Below are 23,602 nucleotides of genomic sequence, written 5' to 3' on the forward strand. Positions count from 1 at the left end.
AAAATCATATTACAGAGAACATGACACTTCATATAGCTCTTTTCCAACCTGATATTGCTGGTAATACTGGAACGATTTTACGTCTTAGCGCTTGCTTTGGTTTACATGTGCACATTATTGAACCTGCAGGCTTTAATCTGTCGGATCGTAATCTCAAACGCGCAGGATTGGATTATCTCGAATACGCTTCCTTAGAACGACACATTGATTGGCAACATTTTATAAGCTCCATGAAACACTTTAACCGCCGCCTGTTGCTTTTAAGTACAAAAGCAAAAACATGCTATACGCAGATATGCTATCAAAGAAATGATGTTTTACTTTTTGGTCGCGAAACAGCTGGCGTTCCCGATTATGTTCATGAAGCGGCCGATTACACATTGAAAATTCCCATGCAACCACAGGCACGCTCTCTAAATCTCGCCATGAGCGTAGCCATAACAACAGGAGAAGCATTACGCCAAATTGGTTATCATGAAAGAAACTGTAATCTATAAAAACACAACAATTCCATTAAAATATTTAATATAATGCTAAAAAAGCATGAACTGTAGTTTTTTAATAAATAAAAAGGTATTTTGTATAGAATATTACAAATAATTAAAAGCGCATACTTTTTAATTATACTTTTAAAATGGATTACAGAACACCTCTAAAAGCCCATAAGTTATCTCGAAGAAAAATATATGACACATAAATAATATTTAGAGCTTATAACACCTGTCATTTCCCAATCATCAAATTCTGATAAAATAAACTAAAATAATACTGCTCAAAAAATAATAAAAACGCTTTAATACCGTCACTTCTCTCACAAAGTACAAAATGCCATTGTGTTGCTCCTTTATACACTCGATTTAAATAAACAGTTCTTAAAATAAACAGTTCTTAATGCCCGTCACATCCACCTACCCTACCAACTGTGAATGATATAGTCTCCCCCTCGTGCATAATATAAAATCCCTTGAGCATCTCCCCTCTTTATACTCATATAAAGTGCAAACCGCTATCACTATTCTCCTTATTCGTTTTCACTTTTAAGAATCCTTATCTTTGAGATGGTTTATAAAAGGCATTTTTCTTTCCTGTAATCGTTTTTACTCATACAAATTCCCCCGTTCGTGACACATAAGACAATAATTTTGATTGATGTAATATGCACAAGTTTGAAATAAGATAACCTCACAATATTCAGAGCTCTTATTTCACATGAATAATGATGAATTATTCTTAAATTAATATGTTGACTTAAAAAGTAAAAACAATAGTGGGGCTATAAACAGCAATATTATAAATCAATTGTTTCTAATAATGCATGACGATCCATTAAAAATCCGCTTTCAACCCATATCATTTCTAGCTCTTTAAGCTTTTTTCCTAAAAGTACACCTTTCGTAAAACCTTTCCTTATTAAATCGTTACCATTAATAGGAAAAGTTGGAATCTGCCATTTTTGGGCAAGTTGATAAAGCTTGACATAACCATCTGCTTTTTGCAAAGCATCACTTTTTTCCAAATGATCAAGATGTGATGCAGCGACAGACAACGATAATTGATCTAAAACTGGCTGTCGTCCATGAAAATAAATCAGTTTTTGCACAAAATGATCAGAACAGTTTTGGTTTATTATTTCTAACTCTGCCCATTCCTTTAATCGCATTGTTTCCTTATGGGAAAAACGCAAGCGCTGTGCCATTTCATGAAGACGTATGGGGTCAGGAGGAAGAAGGCTTTCTAGCCGTAACAATGAATCAACTTTCCAACCAAGAGTCTGTTCTGTCTTCACCAATGCGTGAATTGCATCAATGCCCCATCGTTCTGTTTCAGGAAAAATGAATGCCAAAATTCTGCTTTGTCGCATCCATAAAAGAGCACGCGTTGGATCAGAAGCGGCAAGAAGCTTTTTCATTTCTGCCCAAATACGCTCAGAGGAAAGTTTTTTTAAACCGTGTTTTAAACGAACACATGCCTTCAATCCTTGCACATCAGGTCGCCCCGCTCCATACCACGCAAAAAAGCGAAAAAACCGTAAAATACGCAAATAATCTTCGCAAATACGATCTTCTGCAACCCCAATAAAACGAACTGTTCGGCTAGCAATATCACTCAAACCTCCCACATCATCATAAAGGTTGCCATCAGCATCACAATAAAGTGCGTTTATCGTAAAATCCCGCCGTTCAGCATCTTTTTTCCAATCACGACCAAATGCCACTTTTGCATGACGCCCATCCGTTTCAATATCGCAGCGAAGCGTTGTAACTTCATAAGAACATGAATGAGCAACCACTGTTATCGTACCAAAAGCAATCCCTGTAGGAATAGCTTTAAATCCTGCTTTTTCTACACGTGCGATAATCTGTTGCGGCAAGCAGGTTGTGGCAATATCAATATCACTAATAGGCTGCCCTAGCAGTTGATTGCGTACTGCTCCCCCTACAATACGCGCCTCTTCCCCCTCCAAAGACAAAACGCGAAGAAGTGTCTGAATATCACTTTGTTGTAACCACGCAACCTGTTTGAAGTTCTGTCTTATATTCACCCTTTAACCTTTCAAAAAAGTTGTCTTCATTTCTTTAAAGAACTCTCTTCATAAAACAAAATTTTTAAGACATCCCTTATAAAACACGCCTATTTCTTCCAAAGAAACTGTTCTCTTCTATACACGAATATAAAAAAAACGGCATATGATACTTCATTTCTTCTCATTTTCTGTTACAAACAATAAGATATCCATTATCATGCAGAGAAAATTACTATTTTTGCGACAAACACCTTAAGGAAGAAATATGAGTCAACATGATACGTCACCCAATTCTGTGAAAAAGGTTAACACCAATCATGAGGCCCAAGTAATTATTGATGATATTGATACAGCCCATAAAGAATTGGATATTCTGCAACAAGAAATTGACAAAGTTATTTTTGGACAAAGTCATGTAATTGAATATGCTTTAGTCGCTATTTTTGCTGGTGGTCATGCGCTTCTTGTCGGTGCTCCAGGACTTGCTAAAACACGTCTTGTTGAAACACTGGGAACAGTCTTAGGGCTTGATGAAAAACGCATCCAATTTACCCCTGACTTAATGCCATCGGACATTATTGGTTCTGAAATTATGGATTCCGATAAAGATGGTAAACGTTCTTTTCGCTACGTTCAAGGTCCTATTTTCACGCAACTTCTCATGGCTGATGAAATCAATCGTGCCTCTCCACGGACACAATCAGCTCTTTTACAAGCTATGCAAGAATATCATGTTACCGTTGCAGGTACCCGTTATGATTTACCACAACCTTTTCATGTTCTTGCAACGCAAAATCCTCTCGAACAAGAAGGAACCTATCCACTTCCTGAAGCACAATTGGATAGATTTTTGATGCAAATCGATATTGACTATCCTGATCTTACAACAGAGCGGCGGATCATTTTAGAAACAACAAAAGAAAAAAAATCAAATGCAAAACCAATTTTATCCGCCCTAAAATTGCAAAAAATTCAAAATATTGTTCGCAAAATGCCCCTTTCAGAAAATGTTGTCGAGGCTATTTTAAAAATTGTCCGATCAGCGCGCCCTCATAAAGACAATGGCCTTGCCAATACTTATGTTTCTTGGGGACCTGGTCCACGAGCATCACAAGCCCTTTCACTTTGTGTTCGCGCTCGTGCTCTTTATTATGGACGCTTAGCCCCTTCACTTGATGATGTTGAAGCATTGGCCTATCCCGTATTACAACACCGCATGGCTCTTAATTTTTCTGCCCGTGCTGAAGATATAACCGTAAAAGATATTATCAATAACCTTGTGAAAGATGCTCTTTGAATGGCACTTGGTAAAAAAGTTTTACAAAAGCCTCCATTGTCGCTGGCAGCTAAGCTGCATAAGGATATTGGCAAAATGCCCTGTCTCCTTCTACAAGCACGTCATATCGCCAATACACTGATAACCGGATGGCATGGACAACGTAAACGTGGTAATGGAGAAAATTTTTGGCAATTTCGACCCTATGTTAAAGGAGAATCTATTACCCGCATTGACTGGCGTCGCTCAGCACGGGATGAAAATACGTATCTACGCGAGCACGAATGGCAAATGGCACAAACCGTTTGGCTTTGGCCTGATCAGAGCGCATCGATGCATTATTGTTCACGCTTTTCTAAAATCTCTAAAGGCAATCATGCCATCATTCTTACCCTTGCCTTGGCATCACTTCTTGCACGCAGCGGCGAACACATTGCTATTCCAAACTTAATGCCCCCCACAATGGCATCCAATGTCGTAGAACGAATAGCCTTTGCTTTAGAAAATCATTCAGATAAAAATTCATTTCCCGATTTTTCAACAATTACACGCTTTTCACATGCTATTATAATAAGCGATTTTCTCGACCATCCTGAAAAAATCATCCAACATTTAACCGTCTTATCTACAAAAAAAGTGACAGCTCATTTAATTGAGATTGCTGATCCTGCAGAAGAAAATTTTCCCTATGCAGGTCGTACAGAATTTTTTGATCCTGAAACAAAAGAGAAACATGTTTCCACTAAAGCAGAAAACCTTCGTAACAGCTATTGTAAGCTGTATCAAGCACGGCGGCAAGAATTGGCAAATTTTTGCGCACGCCAAGGATGGTCTTATCACGTTAGTACAACAGATCAACCTTTAACAGAGATCATTTTTCATCTTGCAAATACAATGAGCGACTCTCCATTGCAAAAAAGGAGGGCGCTTTGAGTTTTGCTGCTCCCTTTCTGTTACTAGGGCTTTTGTTCCTACCGGTTATTTGGTGGCTGTTGCGGATAACTCCTCCATCTCCGCGTAAAGAGCTTTTTCCTCCTTTACGCTTCTTACCCAAACCAACTCATCAGCAGGAAACCGCACAACATACACCTTGGTGGTTTCTCTTGTTGCGTTTAACCATAGCGGCACTTGTTATCATAGCTCTAGCACGACCCACTTGGAATCAAAAACCAATAAGCTTTTCCGGATCTCAACCCCTTGCACTCATCATTGATAATGGTTGGGCATCTGTAAAAGAATGGAAAAAACGCGTCTCTACCGCTGAAATGCTCCTTGCACAAGCAGAAAAACAGAAAAAAAATATTTATCTTGTTGCAACGGCTGAAAATGATATCTCCAATATAGAGCCCCAACCAGCCAAGATTATAAAACAGCATTTAATGCATTTGCAACCGCGTCCTTGGCCTGTCAACCGTGTGCATGCCTTCAAAAAACTCAGCGAAATAACCAAAGGAAAACCTCTTGATATTGCTTATTTAAGTGATGGATTACGAACAAATGAAGATGAGCAAGCTTTTGCTCATCTTGAAGAATTAAAACCTAGAAACTTCTTGTGGTATTTGACTGATATTTCCGATTTAACCGGCATAACATCCATAGAAAATAACAATGGAAACATGGGCGCGCGTATTATCCGCTCAACAACACACAACAACACTCCCGCTATACTCAGCCTCTACGATTCAAATAATCAACTTCTCGGTCAATTTACGAACAATTTCTCCGAAGGAGAAACAACAGCTCTTGTTCCTTTTGATGTACCACTTGAACTACGCAATGATATCGCTTGGATAAAAATAAACAATCAAAACCATGCTGCTGCAACCTTCTTGGTAGACAGCCATCACAGGATAAGCCGTGTTGCTCTTCTTTCACCCGATACCAATGAAATGGCACAGCCTTTACTTGCTCCATTTTATTACATTATCAAAGCCTTACAAGGTTATACACAACTTATAACAGCCGGTGGAAGAGAACTTTCAACGGATATTGATCATTTGCTTAAACAAAATCCATCTGTTTTGATTATGGGTGACATTGTTAACATGCCCCCACAAGCAGAAAAAAAACTTTCTGATTTTGTGAATAAAGGAGGAACACTCATCCGTTTTGCAGGAGAAAAACTCAGCAGCGCAGAACATTACGATAACCTTCTTCCGATACCACTGCGCCCAGGTCAACGCTCCCTTGGAAGTATTATGTCTTGGACAAAGCCACAAAAGCTTGCCCCTTTTGCAAAAAATAGCTTTTTCTTTGGTCTTCCTTTTCCAGAAGATGTCACTGTCTCGCGCCAAATCCTCGCAGAACCAACCCCAGATCTTTTTGAAAAAACGTGGCTTAGCCTTTCGGATGGAACCCCTCTTATTACCGCAGCAAAACGTGGTAAAGGAACCCTCATTCTCATTCATGTTGCTCCTGATCCTACATGGTCTAATCTTCCTCTTTCCGGCTTTTTTGCACAAATGTTGCAAAAATTAATCACATTAAGTACCTATGAAAATACAAACCCAACACACAGAGAAAAAAGAACAGTGCTACAAAACCCTTGGCGAACTATAGCCGTTGACGGACAATTACAAGTCCCACCCTCTGATGTTGTTCCACTGGTCTTTGATGCTCAAAATCCACCCCGTCCTTCCTATCATACTCCACCAGGACTTTATGGTGTCAAAAACGATTTTTATGCGCTTAATCTCTTAACTCATTCATCGCGCTTGGTGAAACAATCATCATTGCCACCTTCTCTTAACAAGAGTCCTTTATCTTACGATACAAAAGAAAAAAATCTTACCGGTCCACTTTTAGGATTAGCCATCTTATTATTCGCCTTTGATAATTTTCTCATTTTATGGATGGGAGGTATTTTTTCTTTCAATAAACGGCATAATATGTTTTTCCTCCCTCTCATAATTCTTATTGCCTTGTTTGCATATGCTCCAATTCTTCATGCACAAACGATAGAAAATCATCATGATAGTGTAAAAGCCGCTGGTGCAACACATCTTGCCTACGTTATAACCAACAATCGTGAAATTGATACAACGAGTAAAAGTGGTCTAGAAGCCTTAAGCCAATTTATCGCAGAGCGCACAATGCTTGCCCCTGGCTCTGTTACAGCACTTGATCTCGATAAAGATGAGCTCTCCTTTTATCCTCTTATTTACTGGCCAATTGATGTTAAAAGTCCTATACCAACTCCCACAAGCCTTGAAAAAATAAATAATTTTATGAAACATGGAGGAACAATTTTATTTGACACACGCGATCAGATAAAGAGCAATCTTAATCTTGAAGGAGATGCCACTCCAGAAACGCAAAGATTACGAACCATCTTAAAAGGATTAAACATTCCATCCATTGAGCCAGCATCAACAGATCATGTTGTTGCACGTTCCTTTTATATTATGCCAGATTTTCCTGGTCTCTACCGTGGTTCACCTTTATGGGTTGAATCCTCATCAACGAGCAAAAAAAATAAAAACTCTCTTGCCAGTGGTGATAACGTAAGTTCTCTTCTCATCACCGCAAATAACTTTGCCGGTGCTTGGGCACTCGATGAAAAAGGAACATGGAAATATCCCCTTGTTCCCAATGATCCAATGCAGCGTCTATGGGCATTTCGCGCAGGTTTAAATATTGTTCTTTATGTGCTTACAGGAAACTATAAAGCGGACCAAGTTCATGTTCCAGCGCTCTTGGAACGCTTTAAAAGAGAAAGAAGGCAATGATACCATTTTTCACTTTTCAGCCTTTCTTACCACTCTTTTGGATTCTGCTCTTAAGCGGAATATCCTTTCTTTTTGTCGTTGTTGGTCTTGTTACGCAACGTCAAGGTTCTTTATTTCGTCTGATAGCATTAAGCGCCCTCATCCTTGCTTTGCTCAATCCAATGATCATAAAAGAACAGCGCGAACCACTGAAAAGCACAGTGGGAATTGTTATTGACCGCAGCAAAAGCCAAACATTTGGAACACGTACAAACGACAGTGATGAAGCGCGTGCGCAATTAACTCAAGCATTGGCGCATTATCCACAATTTGAACCACGTTTTATTGAAGCTGGAAAACTTGCTGATAATCAGTATGCGCCCTCAACGAATTTGTTTGAGGCTTTAACACAAGCAGTATCTGATGTACCGCTCTCTCGTTATGCAGGAACCATTTTTATCACCGATGGACAAGTCCATGACATCCCTGACCTATCAGATCTTCATCATGAAGCACCTCTCAATGCTCTGATTACAGGATACTCAGACGAATTTGATCGTCAAATCAAGTTTATTTCTCCTCCACGCTTTGCCCTTGTCAACAAACCACAAACGCTCTCCATTTTGGTAGAAGATAAAGGCCCCGCCAAAAAAACAATACCACAGAAAGCAAATATTACACTAAGCGTCAATGGACAAGACATTGGCCATTATTCTGTGACTCCTGGCGTGATTTTTCAAACTGAAATTACCCTTCCTCATGCTGAAAAAAATATTATCCAAGTTATAACTGATCCACACAAAGGTGAACTAAGCTTTGAAAACAACCGCGCCATAACAATTATTGAAGGAATCAGAGAAAATTTACGCGTTCTTCTTATTTCAGGTGCTCCTTATAATGGAGAACGAACATGGCGTGACCTTTTGAAAGGTGACTCCAATATTGATCTTGTTCACTTTACTATTTTGCGTCCCCCCACCAAAGCAGATAATACGCCCTCAAGCCAATTATCCCTAGTGGTCTTTCCCACAAGAAAACTCTTTGTTGAAGAAATTAATAACTTTGATCTCATCATCCTTGATGGCTACCAGCACTCTACTGTTCTCCCCTTAATCTATTATGATTATATCGCCCAATATGTACAAAAGGGGGGTGCATTGTTGATGGTAACAGGACCTGAATTTACCCAAAAAAACTCACTTGCGAAAACACCTTTAATAAGCATTCTACCGGCATTGCCCAATGGGACTATTATCGAAAAACCGTTTCGCCCTACATTAACCAAAGAAGGTGAACGCCATCCTGTTACAAGAGGTCTCGCAACACTTAACCTTCCCGCATCTCAATGGGGACAATGGTTGCGACAAATTGCTATTCAAAACATAAATAACGGAATCGCCCTCATGAAAGGAGCTAATGAACAACCACTTTTAATTCTCTCCCATGTTGATAAAGGGCGTGTAGGCATGTTGCTTTCTGATGAAAGTTGGCTTTGGGCTCGAGGTTTTGAAGGTGGTGGTCCTTATGCTGCTCTTTATCGACGAATTGCCCATTGGCTCATGAAAGAACCAGAACTTGAAGAAGAAAAATTAAGTGCAACCAGCAGCCATCATCATTTAACAATTCGCCGTCAAACTCTAAAAGACCATCCAGAACCCGCTGAAATAATCTTTCCCTCTGGGAAAAAAGAAAATATTACTCTGACCAAAGAGCAAGAAGGCCTTTTTACTGCAACTGTGACCACTGATGAGACAGGAATTTTTACCATTAAAAATGGCGATTTAACAATACTTTCTTCTGTAGGGATGCTCGATAATCTTGAGTTGTTTGACTTGACTTCAACACAAGAAAAACTAGCCCCCATTATTAAGCACACTGGTGGCTACATCAGACGTTTACACCCTGAGGGAAAAGAAAACATTCATCTTCCTCCATTCAAGCTGATTCAATCAAAAACAAGTCCGTCCTCTTCCCCAGCACACTCAATTGTTCTGAAAGAAGCAACAGAAACCCGTTTAATCAATACCTTTTATTTTTCGATATTTTCTGGTTTTTTGGCACTGCTCACCTGTCTTTTACTGTTGAGCAGTATGTGGTATCGTGAAGGACGTTAAAAAATCTGAAATTTCGTATAATAGTTTTTAAAATTCAGCTTATTCTTTTATGTATTTACTTGTCTTTATAATTATACAACAAATTGATTTATAATTAAAAATACAGTATAATTCTCCTTATTTTAAATATCCTCATATTAAAACAATAAAAAACATTCTCTTGTGTGTTATTAGAAGAGATGCTGTATGGATAGAAACCATTGAAGAAAGAGTGAAATACCTCTTATGAATCCTCTTAAAGCAAAGCAAGGATTTTTACAAAATTGGGGGGAATAGTATGATGGTTTTTATTTGTGCTAGCGTAGAGGTGGTAGTGTATAGTAAGCCCTCTATATACTTCACAGAAGCTTTCCATTATAATATCGAGTACCGTCGTGAAATTAGCTCAGAAGCATTGAGAAATGTCTTTTTTATAAATATGTAAATGTACAACACAATGATATTCTATTGGGGATATTCTATTTGGAACATTCCGCTTGAGGCGTTCTATTTTGCAAGCTAATTTTCATTTTACAATCTTTCTTGCCTTTAAGCACTAACTTATCTTATGTTTATTCTTTAAATCGTTTTTAATACTCTACGAGCTTTTATGTTTTATCTTGCCCATATATCGGATGTACATCTTTCCCCTCTCCCGCAACCTTCCCTTTTTGAACTTTCTGGAAAGCGTCTTACCGGTTATCTGAACTGGCAAAAAAAACGTAAGAGTCAGATGGCAACAGATGTCCTAGAAACTTTACTAGATGCCTTGAACAAAACAAAACCCGATCACCTTGTGATCTCTGGTGATCTTGTCAATCTTGCTCTCGATAAGGAATTTGAACAAGCGCATCGTTGGTTACTTACATTAGGACACCCCCAAGATATTTCTTTGACATTTGGAAATCATGATGCCTATGTCCGCGGAGCTTTACAAAAAGCATGTATCCTCTTTAAACCTTGGATCACAGGTGACAGCCCTCAAAAAAGTGCCTTTCCTTATATGCGCGTTCGCAAAGATGTTGCCATCATAGCAGCTTCTTCAGCCATTGCGACTCTGCCTTTTCAAGCTTCTGGTTATTTTGGTAAAATGCAAGCGCAAACTTTACCGCTCTTTTTAAAGGAAGCAGCACAGCGCAACCTTTTTCGTGTCGTCATGATTCACCACCCTCCCTTTCCCAACGCAACGTCTTGGCATAAAAAACTACGGGATATAAAACGTTTTCTAGACATTATCAAATACCACGGTTGTGAGCTTATTCTTCACGGACATACTCATTTACCCACATTGAATTACATTGAAGGACCAATTAAAAAAATTCCTATTGTTGGTGTTCCTTCCGCATCACAAGCTTTTGGTGATAAAAAACCACCCGCAGGCTTTAACTTATTTTCCATTGAACGCTTACAAAATCAATGGCATTGCCAATTACAACGTTATAGCATTATCAACCCCAAAAACGAGATTGTATGTACTGAAACAATTAATCTTTAAACTCCTTCATAGTTGCCAAAACAACCAAAAACGAAAATATTTTTTTTCATATTCCTTTGGAAATTATAATTCTTATTTCCCTTTTTCTCCTTAAAAGACAAAGTTTCACCTTCTCTGTCAATAAATCAATTTTTCTCAGAGAATTCCATCTGCCGCCCCACTTATGTGACTAGCTTTTTACAAACTTATCGGTTTTCTTCCTTCCCGCCCTAAAGGACGAAAATTCTACCACATCTGATTTATAAATAATTCGGATTCTTGTCTCACGGGTTCCAGCTGCTAATTGCGCATGTGATTTACTTCACAAAGCTCTACACATAAACCCTGCTTTGAATTTCATCATCCACTCCTCCAAAAGCATCTAATGCGTAAAATCCTTATAATATTACAATGATGATATTTTATAGAATAATAGAGAAGCTCACTCAGCTTCTATACCTGAAAATCAATGGCTAAAAAAGCCAAATAATAACTAAAGTATATAATTTCAATAACCAAACCTACTTGTGATTCATAAACAAATGATGTTGATTGATTTATCGTAAATAGATTTGAAATGATCCCTTACTATTTCACTCAACATTTATTATCATATATTAAAAAAGTTATAGATTATATTTCGATAAAAGATATAGGTAATAATGTTTTTTACGTCTCGAAAAATTCCTAATTTTCTATCTTTTTTCCTATAAACAACTTTATAATACTCTTTATAATTATTTTATTACTATAAACTATTATTTATAATATCATATGAAATATCGAATAAAAATTATAATATGAATTTTTATTCGATATTTCGGCTGTAATTTTACGTGCTTTAGAATTTTTTTTGCGATCTTTTTGTTATTAAAAAAGATATTTTATGATAACGCAAAACAGAAAAGTTGATTGTATAAGAGGTCTTTCAAATAAAATGCCATTAGCTTGCAATTCACATGTTGGTTTAAAAAAGCATCTTTAAAGCATCCAAATCCATTTCCCGACGGCACCTATGAATAATGTAATGATAAGTTCATTTAGCAGCACCATCTTTACATTTATGGAAAAGCAAGCTAGGCTAGTATTAAATCTCACACTTTGCCACTCCCCAATGTAGCGACAGCCTTTAGCACTTAAGATGGTTCATAAGAGGCATTTTTATTCCTTCTTTTGTTTTCTATCTCACGGCTCTCCCTCCTTTTGACGTGCAAAAGACGCGGTTTTGATTGGTCGACATGGTATAGGTTTAAAATGAGAAAATCTTATGATCCTTGGATCTCTCACTCAACATGACAAAAAATAATTTATTATTTACAAATCAAAGTATTGTTCGAATAAAATAGTAGCTCTTTTGAGTAAACGATATTTTCTAGCACATATCTGAAAAATAAAAGCCTCATTCGAAAATGAGACTTTTGAAGTGTTTAATTCTGCAAAAAATTAAAATTTATAAGCTACACCCACGCGGAAATCGTTTGTCTTGTAGTTCAGTTCAACTTTATCCTGTATGAACTTCTTCTTACCCAAATCTGAATAACGATATTCTGCACGCACAATAATGTTATTAGTCATTGCAAAATCAATACCACCTCCAAAGGTATAACCAACCATTGTCTTTTTTTCATCATGCAACCACTCAGAAAAATCAACTTCTTCATTTTTGCTATCAGCTACTGCCGTAAAAGTATTCCGAAGCTGCGTATAAGCAACCCCTCCGGAAATATAAGGCATCATCCGCTCAATCGGAAAACCAACTTTCACCCGTGTAGCACCAGCCCACTTTTGTTTTAAAGTATTACGTATAGCTTCAATAGGCAACGCTGGAGATTCCTCCTCATGAGAATCTCTTGTGTGATTTGTTCTTTCTAAAGATTTTGATGTTTCTTCCTTTTGATTTTTTGGTAGAGGGATATCCTTCGAATTTTTTTTATTAGACAACATAACATCCGTATCAATACCTATAATAAAACCATTATTGATATCAATATTGAAGCCTGCATAAACGCCCCCGATAAAACCAGAAAGTTTAGGCAAATTCTCTTTTTCAACTGGATTCCATACCCCTGTCTCTTTTTTTAAATAACTTGCAGTCGTTTTGCCTGAAAAGTTTCCAATCTGCCCTCCAAGATAAAATCCTGTCCAAGAAAAAGAAGGCGCTGCAATAACAGGAACAGGCTGTTCAGGAATAACGCTATCCGCCGCCTGTACGATAGAAATTGAAATTAAAGAAAATATAGATGTTGAGGTTAAATACTTTGTAATCATAATTGCTCCCCTAAAAGCTAATGTGATACATAAATAATGGTCAATCGTTTCACAATTTTTTGAAAAAATCTATAGCAAAAATGACACAGTTAAAAAATTAAAATTAGTTTTAATTAAATAGTATTTAAAAAATTTAAATATTATTTATAATTTCCAGAAACTATTAATCTATAGTAGCTTTTATAGCTTCATATTAATTATTATTATCTAGAATTAGATAATAATAATATCAATGTTTTGAAAAAAATGAGATAAATCTCATAAAGAATATGATTCACTAAAATAATCACTCAGCGCTTTTTGTATAAAGAATGACACCTAGAATGGAGAATTTTTTCATCACACTTGAAAAACAAGTAGAGAACTTCACTCTAACCCTCTCAAGCGTCTAATGAAATAAAAGACAAAAAATTAATATATAAAAATGGAATTAATAATTTTTATTTATTCTTATAGAATTATTTTAATGCTTCATGATTTTTGTAAAAACTGAACAGACCAATTGCCCAGTTTCTGCAATTAATTTTTCAACACGAAGCAAATCAGGTTCCCCAACACTATTCAACAAAAGGTCACTTAATCCAGGTGGCATGTCATTGGGATCAAGAGAATCATTTAAGCAAAGCCGTATAATTTGACTCAAATTTGTATAAAGACGATAGGCATAATGTAAATCAGCAATACATGACTGATTAAGAAAACTGTTTGGTAAGTGATCTAAAATATCCGCTGTCGTCGCTCCAATTTGAAACTCCATGACATGCGTAATAAGAGAAAATTGAGCAATAAACTCCAAATCCATAATACCACCAGACATCGTTTTTAAATCCCATTGATTTTTTGGCGGCTTTTCCTTTGCAATCAAGGAACGCATTTCACATACTTCTTTTGCAACTTCCTTCTTATCACGAGAAATAGCAATAATTGCACACACTTCATTTTCTAGCTTTTGTAAAAAATCAGGATCTCCTGCAATGCCTCGAGCCCTTGTTAAAGCAAGATATTCCCATATCCATGCTTCTTGGCGATAATACTTTTTAAAAAATGGAAAAGAAACAGCAATAGGCCCTTTATTGCCTAACGGCCGTAACCTTAAATCAACGACATAAAGAACACCTTGGCTTGTAAGAGTGGATAAAGCAGAAACGAGGCGCTGTGCTAAACGCGTATAATATTGAGAGATATAAAGAGGCTTTTCTCCATCAGATATTTCTGCATCATCATCGTGTTCATAAAGCAAAACGAGGTCAACATCGGAATCTGCCGTTAATTCGCGACTTCCAAGCTTCCCCATACCCAATATGCCAACACGCCCACCTTTAATACGACCATGAAGACGAGAAAATTCCTCTTGAACGGTAGCAAATGTTTTTGTAATCATAAGATCAGCAAGCGCAGTAAAAGCAAAACCCGCTCTTTCTCCTGTAATTGTACCGTTTAAAATTCGAATACCAATCAAAAAACGTTGTTCATCTGCAAAAATCCTTAAATGATCAAGAATTTCCTCATAAGAAAGAACATTTTCAAGAAAATATTCAAGCCGTTTTTCTAAATATGTTTTGGTCGGTAATTCTGAAAGAATATTCGGATCTAACATTCCATCAAAAACATGGGATCTGCGTGCAATAATTTCTGCAAGACGTGGAGCTGCCCCCATAATAAGGACAAGCATATCCAAAAGAGAGGGATTAGACTGCAAAAGACTAAAAAGCTGAATTCCTGAAGGTAAGCCCTGTAAAAAACCATCAAAACGCAACATCGCCTCATCAGCTCGTTTTGTCCCGCCAAAAGCTTTCAAAAGAGCTGGCGTTAATTCCGTTAATCTCTCGCGTGCTTCGGCTGATTGCGTTGCTTTATAACGACCAAAATGGAGCGTGCGCATAATACGACAAATATCACTTGCTCTTTCGAAGCCTAAACGGCTTAACGTTATTAATGTCTCCGGATCATCTTCTTCACCTGTAAAAACTAAATTACCAATTTCTAAACCAAGTTCTTGCTCATTCTCAAACAGTGCAGCATAATGTTTTTCAACAACCTGAAGTGTTTTTAATAAATCACGGATAAAACTGCTCCTGTCTTGATAACCCATTAAATAGGCAACACTCGTGAATTGAGCTGTATCATTTGGAAGAAGATGTGTTTGTTCATCGAAAAGCATTTGAATACGATGTTCCACATTTCGAAGAAATGCATAACTTTTTATAAGGCTATTTCTCGTTTTCTCACTGATCCAACCAAGCGTGTGAAGTTCTGCTAACATTGCAACTGTCTGACGTCCACGTAATTGAGGAAAACGTCCACCAGCAATGAGCTGCTGTGTCTGAACAAAAAACTCAATCTCACGAATACCCCCACGACCTAACTTTATATTATGCCCATAAGCTGCAATTTGACCGTAATTTTTATGCGCATGAATTTGACGTTTGATCGAATGAATATCAGCAATAGCAGCGTAATCTAAGTATTTCCGCCACACATAGGGAAAAAGCTCTTTGAGAAAGTTAAAACCTGCCCTCTTATCGCCAGCAACTGGACGTGCTTTAATCATAGCTGCTCGTTCCCAATTTTGCCCACGCCCTTCGTAATAACGCAATGCAGCCCTTACTGGTAAGGCCAAAGGGGTTGATCCTGGATCTGGACGAAGACGAAAATCAAGACGAAAAACATATCCTTCCGCAGTGCGTTCTTGAATGATACGGATTAATCGGCGTACCATTTTAGAAAATACGTCAACACTTTCAGAAATATTACCAATATGAGGTGATGTTTCATCAATGAAAACAATAAGATCAATATCAGAAGAATAATTAAGTTCCCCTGCTCCTAATTTTCCCATCCCTAAAATAATTAAACCACAATCTTTTTCTGGATTCTCACGGCTTAATAAATTGATCTTACCATGATCATGCGCTTCTCTTAATAGAAAACGTAGTGCTACACTTAATGCTGCTTCACCCAAACGAGTTAACCAAGCACATGAAACTTCGTAAGTAAAAACACCACCCAAATCAGCTAAAGCAATGAGAACATGCGCTTCTCGTTTTTTGCGCCTTAAAGCAGCCATCAATGAAGTTTCATTTATAGATTCATCCTTATCAATAGCCGTAATATCATCTATAATTTCGCGCAGCCTTGTTTCTATATCAACATTTAATAAAGCACTAAGATATGATGGATTGGCAATTAAAACCTCACGCAAAAAAGGAGATAAGGTCATAACCGAACTGATAAAATCAATCTGCGTTCCACTCTCTGAAATGATGGAAACAAGCGATTCTAAACCTTCTTTCCTTGCTTGTTCTTCCATGTCTTTTAACCATTGGGAACCACTTTTATCGAGAGGACATAAAGGGAGAAGCTGTGTTTTTAAAAAAGCTTGTTTCGTCTCTGCTCCCTTGAAAAGCATTTTGCCTTCCTTTCTATTGCTTTATACTTTTAAAATAGTTGTTACGTATGAAAAGAGAAAAGTGAAGAAAAATATCTTTAAGGAAATAACAAAATAGCCCTAAGCCCTGGATTTGCATTTTCAAGTAACAATTCACCCCCGTGAAGCTTCATAACCGCTTTTGCTATACTTAAACCAATCCCAAACCCAGGTTGTGTGCGACTTTCTTCAAGACGAACAAATCGTTCTGTCACTTTTTCACGTTTATCCTCTGCTATTCCTGGTCCATTATCGCTTACAACAACTAATAAATGTTCATCACGATATTCCATTGATAAGCAAACCTCTGCTTTCCTTTCACCTTTAGAGGCATATTTAATGGCATTATCTATAAGATTAAAAATTGATTGTGCAATAAGCTCACGATTCAACTTAAGCTCTTTATCAAATATATTCCCCAACCGAAGTAAAACACCTGACTCTTCAGCAAAAGGTTCGTAAATCTCAACAGCATCCTCAAGGATCAGTTTCATATTCATCATTTCAAGATGCTCAATTGCACTGCTGGCCTCAATACGTGAAATCATTAAAATCGCATTAAACGTACAAATAAGTTGATCTGATTCTGCAATAACCCTATCAAGGACCTGACGATACTCAAGCTTTGTCTTATTTCCTGAAAGCGCCTCTTCAGCGCGATTTCTAAGACGCGTTAACGGTGTTTTCAGATCATGAGCAATATTATCTGATACTTGACGTAAACCAATATTTAACTCTTCAATGCGGTCTAACATAACATTAAGATTGGTTGACAATCGATCAAACTCATCCCCTACTCCAGAAACAGGTAAACGCCCACTGAAATCACCATCCATCAAGCGCTGTGATGCAGCCGTTACATGATCAATCCTTTGTAAAGCTCTCCTGCCAACAAAAAACCATATGAGTAAAGCGCCTCCAACCATTGCAGCAAGTGCAATGATTACAGCTTTGCGAATAACAACAGCAAAACGTTCTGGTTCATCCAAATCACGTCCGATAAGAATCTTCATAGCATTAGGTAAATCAACAATAACCGCCAAAGCGCGATGTTCACTTGTTTTGCCATGTTCTCCAAAACGGGAATACAAAAAAGAGGTAGAAATAAAACCACTCTGATTCAAAAGACCTAATTCAATACGTGCTACATTTCCTGCTAAAATACGCCCCATAGAATCTGTAACAAGATAAAGAAATGCTCCTGGTTGTCTTGAACGATAATCAATAGTGCGCATTAATAAGGATAATCCCCCATAATTATAAGCATTTTCAATATACTTTAATTCTTCATGTAAAGCCTGTTCAGTTTGCTCTGTTAACAATGAAGCAGAAAATGCCGTCATATAAATAGAAAGTCCTGTTGCCACCAATCCAAACAATAAAATGTAAAGTGCTGAAAGCCTTAGCGCCGTCGTGCGCATTATATTAATCAAACGATTCATGCTTTGTTATCTGGTACTTTTAGCATATATCCAGCTCCACGCACTGTATGGAGAAGGGGAACATCAAAATCTTTTTCAATTTTGGCTCTCAAACGGGAGATATGGACATCAATGACATTCGTTTGTGGATCAAAATGGTAATTCCAAACATTTTCCAAAAGCATAGTGCGTGTAACAACCTGCCCCGCATAACGCATCAAATATTCAAGTAAACGAAACTCTCGTGGTTGCAATAGAATGTTTCTATCACCTCGTTTTACCGTATGTGCTAACCGATCAAGCTCAAGATTACCTACACAGTAAACAGTTTCTGCTTCTTTAGGATTTTTCCGCCGTTGTAAAACTTCAACACGCGCAAGAAGTTCAGAAAAAGCATAAGGCTTTGTCAAATAATCATCTCCCCCTGCACGCAGCCCCGTTACACGATCATTAACTTGCCCTAAAGCAGACAGAATAAGAACCGGTGTTTCATTGCCTTTAGCGCGCAATTCAGCAATAATAGAAAGACCATCACGATGCAAAAGCATTCGGTCAACAACCATAACGTCATAATTTTCCGTGGTTGCTAAAGCGTATCCCGTATCCCCATCATAAGCAACATCAACAGAATGCCCTACTTCCAAAAAAGCTTTTTCGAGATAATGCCCCGTCTCATGATCATCTTCAATAACGAGTATCTTCATAAAACGTATCTCCATTATTTTATTATGTTGTAGGACAAATATGTAATAAACATTTGCCCTACAACCAAAGTCTTATTTTTTGAAAATTGGAAGAGCAACAAAACGATTTTGATCATTTGTTCGCACTTGTAAGAGTATAGCCTTTCTTCCTAACTGCTGAGCATTTTTGATTGTGTTAATAATATCAGAGACTCGTTTAACCGGTTTATTATTTACTGTGACAATGATATCACCAGGGCGTATCCCTTTATCTGCAGCATCTGAATCGGTATCGACATCCGTTACGACAACCCCTACACCATCATCAGAAGGCATAACAATCAGACCATAATCTTCCAATGTTTCATCTAAATCACTCTGTCCATTTGAATGTTTTGAAGTCTCTTTCTTACTTTCATCTTCAGACATTGCAGCGAGTTTAACCTTGATGCTCTCCTCCTTACCTGATCTCCAAATCCCTATGGTTACCATTTCTCCTGGTTTAATATTTGCAATACGTTTCGCCAGCTCACGCGCATCCGCAACTTTTTCATTATTCACTGAAATAATGACATCACCCGCTTTAATACCAGCCTTTTCTGCCGGTCCTTTTAACGGATCAGTAACCAAAGCACCTTTGGCTTCTTTCAATCCTATTGAATCGGAAATCTCCTTTGTTACCGGCTGAATCTGAACACCTAACCAACCACGTTGAACTGAACCTTTTTCAATAAGTTGTTGTACAACCTGTTTTACAGTCGCTGCTGGAATAGCAAAAGCAATCCCAACATTTCCTCCAGAAGGAGAAAAAATTGCTGTATTAACCCCAACAACCTTTCCATTAAGATCAAACGTTGGCCCACCAGAGTTTCCTCTATTAACAGCGGCATCAATCTGAATAAAATCATCGTACACACCAGTGCCAATATCACGTCCGCGTGCAGAAACAATACCTGCTGTCACAGTTCCACCAAGACCAAATGGATTCCCAATGGCAACAACCCAATCCCCAACACGAAGCTTTGAATCATCACCAAAATCAACATAGGAAAATTTTCTTTTATCATTCACTTTTAATACGGCAAGGTCGGTTTTGGGGTCTTTCCCAATGAGCTTTGCGTTCAATTCTGTACCATCATCAAGAACAACAGTATAACTTGTTCCATCAGAAATCACATGATCATTGGTCACAATGTAACCATCAGACGAAATAAAAAAACCCGATCCAAAAGCAACTGGACGGAGTCTCTGCGATTGGTGCGGAAATTTATTTTTAGGTTTATCAAAATCATAAAACTCTTTAAAAAATCTTTTTAAAGGATGCTGATCTGGTAATTGATCAAGTCCTGGACCACTAAAAAAGTTGCTAAAGAACCTATCTTCTTTCTTTTTATTGCTCTTTACTTGTACTGCTACAACGGCTGGTTTCACTTGAGCAACAATATCGGCAAATCCCTGTTGTTGTATTAACGAAGTCAATACAGAACTTGCATGAGCCTTTGTCATCCACAAGCTTGATGTACATCCACTAAAAAACAGTGCACTTTCCAATATCGCAGAAAAACTCACTGCGACAAATGTTTTAAAGAAAGCCTTTTTAACCATTTATTCTATGCTCCTATTCAATCATACCTTTATTTCAATTCCGATCACTTATAAAATATCAGACCTTACCGTTTTCTGTCTAAATTATTAAAGTTTTGTAAGGTTTCAGTATTCCCTAATATAATTACAATAAGATTGTATGCTCATTCAGATAATCTGATTTTTTTATGTAACATCTTTTTTAATGCAATGACATTTTTGACTGTTCTTTTTCATTCACATAACGCATGATTATTCCGTTTGAAGTGGAAAAATATGATACTTATACCAATGATAATAATGATCAAAGGCGAGAACCATAAAAACCAAGTTATTTTATTCAATGGTGGTTTCAAGAGAATAAATTCACCATATCGCTCAACAAGAAAGTCAGTAACTTGCTGATTACTATAGCCCATTTTTAGCCTTTCCCGAATTAAAAGCCGTAAATCACGTGCTAAAGCAGCATCTGAATCATCAATTGATTGATTTTGACAAACCGGACAACGTAAATGCGATGAAATATGGCGTGCTCGCGCTTCAAGAATCTTATCCTTTAAAATCTCATCCGGCTCTACTGCTATTGCTAATCGAAAAGGAAACGTTGCAATTAAAAAAAATACAATCCAAAGAATTTTTTTCATCTCAATGTCTTTTCCCAAAATTTAAAGCAAGCACTACCCTATTGTACATGCCAATGCGAAACCAATACCCCAAAAGAGAAAGACATCCTCCCATAGCCATCATGAATGCCCCTAACCAAATACATATTACATAAGGCTTCCACCATATGTGCACAACAAGACCCCGATTATCGATCCGTCCCGGCACAATATAGAGCTGCGATAAGCCATGATTTTTCAGACCAACTTCTGTTGTTGATGTATTTTGACTTGAATAAAATCGCTTTGAGGCTGTTACATGACCCACAATGTTTTTATTTTCATATATTTTAAAATAAAACTCCATTGTCGAATAATTCGAACCAACACCATCATACACTGCATCAAAATGAAGCGTTTTATCCGCTATCGTCACCCTATCCCCTACGTTCATGATTAAAATACGTTCTTGCCCAAAACTTGCCACACAAACAATACCAAATAATGTAACGCCTAATCCCATATGTGCTATTGCTGCACCAAAAGTAGACCATGGCAATCCAAGAAATCTCTTAACGCGTACTGAAAAATCTCTCTTGCCATATCCACTCTTTCCCCATAGATCCACTAAACTGCCTAAAAAAACAAACGCTGAAAGCCCAATCCCTAAAACTGCAAAAATATCACGCACAGATGCCGCATAGAATATTATAAAACAGACGATACCAACGAATACAAAAACAAACCACAACCGTTCAAAAACTGCAAGAAAATCACCGCGTTTCCATGCCATCATTGTCCCAAACGGAACAAACAACAACAGCAAAAGCATTAGTGGTCCACAGGTCAGGTTAAAAAAAGCAGCCCCTACAGAAATTTTTTGCCCAGTTAATATCTCAATAAAATAAGGATAAAGCGTACCAATCAATACTGTTGCTGTTATTGTTGTAAGTAACAAATTATTTAAAACAATAAACCCTTCACGTGAAATTGGTTGAAAAAATCTTTCTGTTTTTAAAATAGGGGTGCGCAAAGCAAAAAGAAAAAAAGCCGCTCCTGTAAAAAAAAAGAAAAGCGCAAGCATTGCTTTCCCCCGTGCTGGATCAACAGCAAAACTATGAACAGAAACTAAAAGCCCAGAACGCACAAGAAAAGTTCCCATCAGAGAAAGAGAAAAAGTAAGCAGCGCTAAAAACAGAGTCCAACTTTTCAATATTTCTCGTTTTTCGAGAACAAGAGCAGAATGTAAAAGAGCCGTTCCTGAAAGCCAAGGCATAAACGAAACATTTTCAACAGGATCCCAAAACCAATAACCGCCCCATCCTAGCTCATAATAAGCCCAATAGGAGCCAACCATAATACCCAATGTCAAAAAACACCAAGCAAGTAAAAGCCACGGACGAATCCCACGTGCCCAAATTCTATCAACATGTCCCATAATCAATGCCGCAACGGCAAAAGAAAAACAAAGTGAAAAACCGACATAACCTAAATAAAGTAGCGGTGGATGAATTGCTAATGCGATATCTTGTAAAAGAGGATTGAGACCATTTCCCTGCAATGCTGGTGGATTTATACGTAAAAATGGATTGGATACAAAAAGAATAAATAAAAGAAAAGCAGTTGTAATCCAACTTTGGCAAATTAAAACAAGCGTCTTAAAATCTTCTGGCAAATGTTGGCTAAAAAAAGCCATCAATGCGCTAAAAAAAGCAAGACTTAAAACCCATAACAACATAGAGCCTTCGTGGTTTCCCCAAACACCTGTAATTTTATAGAGCATCGGTTTTTCTGAATGAGAATTCTCAACAACGTTCAAAACAGAAAAATCAGATACGACATAAGCATAAATTATCACTAAAAAAGATAAAAGTAGTAATGTAAAAGTAATATATGTTAGAGGAACAGCTGTTTGCATTAACAAACGCTCTCTCCACCAAAAACCTAAAGCAGGTAAAAACGCCCCTAATAAGCTTACTGAAAATGCTGCAGCTAAAAAAATATGACCCAGTTCGACAAGCACAATCGAATTATTTCTCCATAATGTAATGTTTTTTCAAACGATCAGCTGTTTCTTTAGGCATATAAGTTTCATCATGTTTTGCTAAAATACGCATCCCTATAAAAAAGCCCTGTTTATCGAAATGCCCTTCTACAATCACCCCCTGACCTTCACGAAAAAGATCCGGTAAGGCACCATTGAAAACCACTTTTTCATGTTTTTTGTTATCCGTTACAAAAAAAATAACGCCTCTCTCTCCAACATATTGAACGGTTCCCTTTTCAACAAAGCCACCCAAACGCAAAGGGCGCTCCGTTAAAATATCTTCTCTTGTAATTTCAGAGGGCATTCTAAAAAAACTGACCGCATGACGCATTGCATACACTATGAGACTTGCTGCAATTGTCATAACCAAACAACATAATAATATGATCAGTAAGCGCCTTTTTTTTCGCTGCTCTAAAATAACCTTCCATGAGGCAGAACTCTTTAAAGATTGACTGTTCATAGACACTCTGCGAAAAAAGTTTAAATGCGTTAT

15 protein-coding genes are annotated in these 23,602 nt (G+C 37.4%); 6 read left to right on the forward strand and 9 right to left on the reverse strand.

Annotation, left to right across the window (positions count from 1 at the left end; translation table 11 throughout):
- Positions 1 to 20 precede the first annotated feature (20 nt).
- Positions 21 to 497 (forward strand): tRNA (cytidine(34)-2'-O)-methyltransferase, encoded by a 477-nt coding sequence (locus ACFIJL_RS01995; protein ID WP_375612986.1) that lies wholly within the window; start codon positions 21 to 23, stop codon positions 495 to 497.
- Between the two features lie 791 nt (positions 498 to 1,288).
- On the opposite strand, the gene ACFIJL_RS02000 is transcribed toward ACFIJL_RS01995, so the two are convergent.
- On the reverse strand, positions 1,289 to 2,542 hold the full coding sequence (locus tag ACFIJL_RS02000) for a CCA tRNA nucleotidyltransferase (RefSeq protein ID WP_375622264.1): 1,254 nt from the start codon (positions 2,540 to 2,542) through the stop codon (positions 1,289 to 1,291).
- A gap of 247 nt (positions 2,543 to 2,789) precedes the next feature.
- Between ACFIJL_RS02000 and ACFIJL_RS02005 the strand changes: the two genes are divergently transcribed.
- From ACFIJL_RS02005 to ACFIJL_RS02025, 5 genes are all read left to right on the forward strand, one after another.
- Positions 2,790 to 3,821, forward strand: coding sequence for an AAA family ATPase (locus tag ACFIJL_RS02005; protein WP_375622265.1), 1,032 nt, complete (start codon positions 2,790 to 2,792; stop codon positions 3,819 to 3,821).
- On the forward strand, positions 3,822 to 4,733 hold the full coding sequence (locus ACFIJL_RS02010; protein ID WP_375622266.1) for a DUF58 domain-containing protein: 912 nt from the start codon (positions 3,822 to 3,824) through the stop codon (positions 4,731 to 4,733).
- The gene (locus ACFIJL_RS02015) at positions 4,730 to 7,528 is read left to right on the forward strand and encodes a DUF4159 domain-containing protein (RefSeq protein WP_375622267.1); all 2,799 of its coding nucleotides are present in this window, start codon (positions 4,730 to 4,732) and stop codon (positions 7,526 to 7,528) included. Before ACFIJL_RS02010 ends, ACFIJL_RS02015 begins: the two co-directional genes overlap by 4 nt.
- A complete protein-coding gene (locus tag ACFIJL_RS02020; protein WP_375622268.1) occupies positions 7,525 to 9,621 on the forward strand; it encodes a glutamine amidotransferase in 2,097 nt (698 codons plus the stop codon). The genes ACFIJL_RS02015 and ACFIJL_RS02020 overlap by 4 nt, the downstream gene beginning before the upstream one ends.
- 589 nt (positions 9,622 to 10,210) lie before the next feature.
- Positions 10,211 to 11,095 carry a metallophosphoesterase family protein gene (locus ACFIJL_RS02025; protein ID WP_375622269.1) on the forward strand — a complete coding sequence of 295 codons (885 nt, stop codon included), beginning with the start codon at positions 10,211 to 10,213 and terminating at the stop codon, positions 11,093 to 11,095.
- Positions 11,096 to 12,517: 1,422 nt separating this feature from the next.
- Here the strand turns inward: ACFIJL_RS02025 and ACFIJL_RS02030 are convergent.
- From ACFIJL_RS02030 to ccmE, 8 genes are all read right to left on the reverse strand, one after another.
- A complete protein-coding gene (locus ACFIJL_RS02030) occupies positions 12,518 to 13,342 on the reverse strand; it encodes an outer membrane protein (protein WP_375622270.1) in 825 nt (274 codons plus the stop codon).
- A gap of 463 nt (positions 13,343 to 13,805) precedes the next feature.
- Positions 13,806 to 16,751, reverse strand: a complete 2,946-nt coding sequence (locus tag ACFIJL_RS02035) for a bifunctional [glutamine synthetase] adenylyltransferase/[glutamine synthetase]-adenylyl-L-tyrosine phosphorylase (protein WP_375622271.1) — start codon at positions 16,749 to 16,751, stop codon at positions 13,806 to 13,808.
- 77 nt (positions 16,752 to 16,828) lie between these two features.
- Positions 16,829 to 18,211, reverse strand: a complete 1,383-nt coding sequence (locus ACFIJL_RS02040; protein ID WP_375622272.1) for an ATP-binding protein — start codon at positions 18,209 to 18,211, stop codon at positions 16,829 to 16,831.
- A complete protein-coding gene (locus ACFIJL_RS02045; RefSeq protein WP_273791552.1) occupies positions 18,208 to 18,894 on the reverse strand; it encodes a response regulator transcription factor in 687 nt (228 codons plus the stop codon). Before ACFIJL_RS02045 ends, ACFIJL_RS02040 begins: the two co-directional genes overlap by 4 nt.
- Before the next feature lie 72 nt (positions 18,895 to 18,966).
- Positions 18,967 to 20,478: a Do family serine endopeptidase gene (locus ACFIJL_RS02050; protein WP_375622273.1), complete on the reverse strand. Its 1,512-nt coding sequence runs from the start codon at positions 20,476 to 20,478 to the stop codon at positions 18,967 to 18,969.
- Between the two features lie 212 nt (positions 20,479 to 20,690).
- A complete protein-coding gene (locus tag ACFIJL_RS02055) occupies positions 20,691 to 21,101 on the reverse strand; it encodes a cytochrome c-type biogenesis protein CcmH (RefSeq protein WP_375622274.1) in 411 nt (136 codons plus the stop codon).
- A gap of 1 nt (position 21,102) precedes the next feature.
- Positions 21,103 to 23,082 (reverse strand): heme lyase CcmF/NrfE family subunit, encoded by a 1,980-nt coding sequence (locus ACFIJL_RS02060; protein ID WP_375622275.1) that lies wholly within the window; start codon positions 23,080 to 23,082, stop codon positions 21,103 to 21,105.
- A 7-nt stretch (positions 23,083 to 23,089) separates the two neighbouring features.
- Complete coding sequence (gene ccmE, locus ACFIJL_RS02065) at positions 23,090 to 23,569, reverse strand: cytochrome c maturation protein CcmE (protein ID WP_273791548.1); 480 nt, start codon at positions 23,567 to 23,569, stop codon at positions 23,090 to 23,092.
- Positions 23,570 to 23,602: the final 33 nt, after the last annotated feature.

The organism is Bartonella sp. TT119HLJHH (genome assembly GCF_042193385.1).
GTDB lineage: Bacteria > Pseudomonadota > Alphaproteobacteria > Rhizobiales > Rhizobiaceae > Bartonella.

What these genes read in the sequence shown, in the direction of transcription:
- ACFIJL_RS02005 (WP_375622265.1), top strand. Translation starts at nt 2,790, where the DNA reads ATGAGTCAACATGATACGTCACCCAATTCTGTGAAAAAGGTTAACACC.
- ACFIJL_RS02025 (WP_375622269.1), top strand. Translation starts at nt 10,211, where the DNA reads ATGTTTTATCTTGCCCATATATCGGATGTACATCTTTCCCCTCTCCCG.
- ACFIJL_RS02055 (WP_375622274.1), bottom strand. Translation starts at nt 21,101, where the DNA reads ATGAAAAAAATTCTTTGGATTGTATTTTTTTTAATTGCAACGTTTCCT.
- ACFIJL_RS02040 (WP_375622272.1), bottom strand. Translation starts at nt 18,211, where the DNA reads ATGAATCGTTTGATTAATATAATGCGCACGACGGCGCTAAGGCTTTCA.
- ACFIJL_RS02030 (WP_375622270.1), bottom strand. Translation starts at nt 13,342, where the DNA reads ATGATTACAAAGTATTTAACCTCAACATCTATATTTTCTTTAATTTCA.
- ACFIJL_RS02050 (WP_375622273.1), bottom strand. Translation starts at nt 20,478, where the DNA reads ATGGTTAAAAAGGCTTTCTTTAAAACATTTGTCGCAGTGAGTTTTTCT.
- ACFIJL_RS02020 (WP_375622268.1), top strand. Translation starts at nt 7,525, where the DNA reads ATGATACCATTTTTCACTTTTCAGCCTTTCTTACCACTCTTTTGGATT.
- ACFIJL_RS02045 (WP_273791552.1), bottom strand. Translation starts at nt 18,894, where the DNA reads ATGAAGATACTCGTTATTGAAGATGATCATGAGACGGGGCATTATCTC.
- ACFIJL_RS02010 (WP_375622266.1), top strand. Translation starts at nt 3,822, where the DNA reads ATGGCACTTGGTAAAAAAGTTTTACAAAAGCCTCCATTGTCGCTGGCA.
- ccmE (WP_273791548.1), bottom strand. Translation starts at nt 23,569, where the DNA reads ATGAACAGTCAATCTTTAAAGAGTTCTGCCTCATGGAAGGTTATTTTA.
- ACFIJL_RS01995 (WP_375612986.1), top strand. Translation starts at nt 21, where the DNA reads ATGACACTTCATATAGCTCTTTTCCAACCTGATATTGCTGGTAATACT.
- ACFIJL_RS02035 (WP_375622271.1), bottom strand. Translation starts at nt 16,751, where the DNA reads ATGCTTTTCAAGGGAGCAGAGACGAAACAAGCTTTTTTAAAAACACAG.